Below are 3454 nucleotides of genomic sequence, written 5' to 3'. Positions count from 1 at the left end.
CCACCCGCACACTGCCGAGGCGGGTGGCGGCTGTGCCGTCGTCGACGGAGAGCCGGAGCCCGGTGATGGTCTGCGGCTTGAGCCACGTGAGGCGCCGGTTCGCTGGTCTTGGGCAGGAACCCCTCGGCACCGGCCCGCAGCGCCTCCACCGCTGGCCCGGGGTCGGCGGAACCGGACATCGCGACCACCCGTACCCGTGGGGTGGTCCGCCGGATCGCGGCCACCGCCCGGATGCCGCCGGGCGGCGGCATGTGCAGGTCGACCAGGGCCAGGTCGGGGCGGCAGCTGCTGACCAGGGCCGCCGCCGCGGCGGCGTCGCCGGTCGAGGCGGCCACCTCGACGCGGCCGTTGGTGGTGATCGGGAGCAGCAACTCCAGGCCGCGGACGAAAAGGGGGTGATCGTCCACGACGACGAGTCGCAAGGTGGAGGCTCCCGGCATGTCTGCGCCGTTCCCCAGCGGGTACCGATCATGCGGGTTCGCACCGAACGAGAGGACTCGGGTGGATGCGCGTACGGCACGGTTTGCGGGACCTGCTGCGAGGGTTGCGCCCCATTGAGCCGACACCGGGCGAGAAACGACCGACGGCGGCCGATTCGGAGCTGCTGCTGCGGGTGCTGTGTCACGAGTTTCGGACGCCGATCAGCACCCTGACCTCGCTGACCCGCGCGTTGGCCGACGAGCGTCGTGAGCTGACCGGGGACGATCGGCGGGCACTCAGTGCGCTGGCCCGCGACCAGGCCGCCCACCTGCAGAGCCTGCTGCGAGACGCGACCGCCGGCACCGGTGTGCTGACGCCGACTCCGCAGCCGGATCCGGCCGTCGCGCTGGCGGGCATCCTGCGGGAGGCCGCGGCGCTGGTGCCGCTCGCCCGTCGGCGGGCGCGAGCCACCCGGGAGGCGGCCTCCTGCCCGGTGCCGGCCGGACGAACCCGACAGGTACTTGTCAACCTGGTGCAGAACGCGTTGCGGCACGGGCCGCCGGACGGGCAGGTCGGGCTCTACGCCACGGTGCGCGGCACCAGCCTGAGCATCCTCGTCACCGACGAGGGGCGGGTCGACGATGCGCTGCTGGTCGCGCTGCGGCGTCCGGCGCCGGCCGTCGGGATGTCCGGTCTGGGCCTGTGGATCGCGCGGCAGCTCGTCGCCACGGACGGGGGAGCGTTGCGGGCGCATCGGCTACGGCCGCGTGGAGTGGCGTTGGAGGTGCTGCTGCCGATGGCCCGCCCGGTGCGCTGACCCGGCCGGGACACCGGTTGGCCCGCTCGGGTCATCGGGGTGGGAACGGCCTCGCTACCTGTTTCCGGTACCGAGGAGGTTGGATGTTCAGCCACGTCAAGGATCTGCAGTTCGAAGCCAAGCCGGACGGCCCGGATGCGGCGTTCGCCCGCCGGTTGCAGGAGGTGCTGGGCGGCAAGTGGGGCGAGATGACGGTCGCCAACCAGTATCTCTTCCAGGGTTGGAACTGCCGACTGCCCGGCAAGTACAAGGACCTGCTGCTCGACGTCGGCACGGAGGAGATGGGCCACGTCGAGATGATCGTCACGATGATCACCCGGCTGTTGGACAACGCGCCGCTGTCGATGTCGGAGGGCATCGCGGACAACCCCGGGGGCGCAGCGACCTTCGCCGCGTCGAATCCGGCGCACTTCATCCACAGCGGTGCTGGCGCGTTGCCCGCCGACTCCAACGGGGTGCCCTGGAACGGCTCGTTCGTCACCGCCAGCGGTAACCTGCTGGCCGATTTCCAGCTCAACGTCACCGCCGAGGCACAGGGTCGGCTCCAGGTCGCCCGGTTGTTCCACATGACCGACGACCCGGGCGTCAAGCAGATGCTGCGCTTCCTGCTGGCCCGCGACACGATGCACCAGAACATGTGGCTGGCGGCGATCGAGCAGCTCAAGGAGGACGGCCTGGAGGAGATGCCGGTGCCGGAGGCGTTTCCGGACTCGGGCGAGTTCACCGAGGAGTACGGCTACACCTACCTGGGTTTCTCCTCGGGCACCGACGCCGCCCAGGGGCGCTGGGCGTCCGGGCCCTCGCCCGACGGCAAGGGCGAGTTCCGGTACGACGACAACCCGCGGGCGAACGCGCCGGAACCGGTGCTGGCCCCGGGTGACCCTCGTCTGTACGGCACCAACCCGGGAGTGGCCGGCTCGGTGGTGAACACGGTGAAGAGCAAGCTCACCTGAGGTGCCCGTCGGGTCGCCCACCGGTCCCCGGTGACCCGACGGACCGGGCGCGAAAGTGGCCTGGGTCACAGGCCGGAACAAGGGGAACGCTTTGTTACTTGAGTGAGACACGCTCAACTAACGCGAGGTGTTCGATGGCAACTCTTCCGGTACTGCCCCTGACCGACGCCGTGCTGCTGCCCGGCATGGTCATCCCGGTGACCCTCGACCCCACCACCCAGGCCGCTATCGACGCGGCGCGGGCGACCGGCGACCGCAAGCTGCTGGCCGTGCCGCGCATCGACGGCGAGTACGGCCCGGTGGGCGTGGTCGCCACCATCGAGAAGGTCGGCCGCCTGCCCGAGGGCGAGCCCGCCGCCGTCATCCGTGGCCTGTCCCGGGCCCGGATCGGCTCCGGCGTGCCCGGCCCCGGCGCCGCCCTCTGGGTCGAGGCGACCGAACTCGACGAACCCGCCCACGCCGGTCGGGCCCGCGAACTCGCCCGTGAGTACCGCGCCCTGGTGACCTCCGTGCTTCAGCAGCGGGGTGCCTGGCAGGTCATCGACGCGGTGGAGCGGATGACCGACCTATCCGAGCTGGCCGACTCGGCCGGTTACGCGCCCTGGCTGACGCTGGAGCAGAAGACCGAGCTGCTCGCCGCGCCGGACGTCACCGCCCGGCTGGAGCTGCTGGTCGGCTGGGTGAAGGACTACCTGGCCGAGCAGGAGGTCACCGAGCAGATCAACAGTGACGTCCGCGAAGGGCTGGAGAAGTCGCAGCGCGAGTTCCTGCTGCGCCAGCAGCTCGCCGCGATCCGCAAGGAGCTGGGCGAGGACGAGCCGGACGGCTCCGCCGACTACCGGTCCCGCGTCGAGTCCGCCGAGCTGCCGGAGAAGGTCCGCGAGGCGGCCATGCGCGAGGTCGGCAAGCTGGAGCGGGCGAGCGACGCCTCCCCGGAGGCGGGCTGGATCCGTACCTGGCTGGACACCGTGCTCGAGATGCCCTGGGGCACGCGTACCGACGACAACACCGACCTGACCGCGGCGCGCGCGGTGCTCGACGCGGACCACGCCGGCCTGGCCGACGTCAAGGACCGCATCCTGGAGTACCTGGCCGTGCGCAACCGGCGCGCCGAGCGCAACCTCGGTGTGGTGGGCGGTCGCGGCTCCGGCGCGGTGCTCGCCCTCGCCGGTCCTCCCGGAGTGGGTAAGACCAGCCTCGGCGAGTCCGTGGCCACGGCGACGAGCACGTGGTCAAGCTCGCCGACGCGATCCTCGACGCGTAC

At 71.7% G+C, this 3454-nt stretch carries 4 protein-coding genes; 3 read left to right on the top strand and 1 reads right to left on the bottom strand.

The genetic code is table 11. The features are described from left to right. The coding region (locus ABZ749_RS32025; RefSeq protein ID WP_357234408.1) for a response regulator transcription factor at positions 1-407 on the bottom strand (407 nt) is incomplete at its 3' end. Between the two features lie 98 nt (positions 408-505). On the opposite strand from ABZ749_RS32025, the gene ABZ749_RS32020 reads away from it, so the two are divergent. The 3 genes from ABZ749_RS32020 to ABZ749_RS32010 form a co-directional block, all read left to right on the top strand. Next, positions 506-1237, top strand: a complete 732-nt coding sequence (locus ABZ749_RS32020) for a HAMP domain-containing sensor histidine kinase (RefSeq protein WP_357234405.1) — start codon at positions 506-508, stop codon at positions 1235-1237. An 83-nt stretch (positions 1238-1320) separates the two neighbouring features. Next, entirely contained in the window at positions 1321-2190 is an 870-nt protein-coding gene (locus tag ABZ749_RS32015) for a manganese catalase family protein (RefSeq protein ID WP_357234402.1), read from the top strand. Between the two features lie 134 nt (positions 2191-2324). Beyond that, a partial coding sequence (locus tag ABZ749_RS32010; RefSeq protein ID WP_357234399.1) for an LON peptidase substrate-binding domain-containing protein occupies positions 2325-3454 on the top strand: 1130 nt, incomplete at its 3' end.

The organism is Micromonospora sp. NPDC047753 (genome assembly GCF_040642735.1).
In the GTDB taxonomy this organism is placed as follows: Bacteria; Actinomycetota; Actinomycetes; order Mycobacteriales; family Micromonosporaceae; genus Micromonospora.
This window is presented reverse-complemented; position numbering and strand designations above follow the sequence as displayed.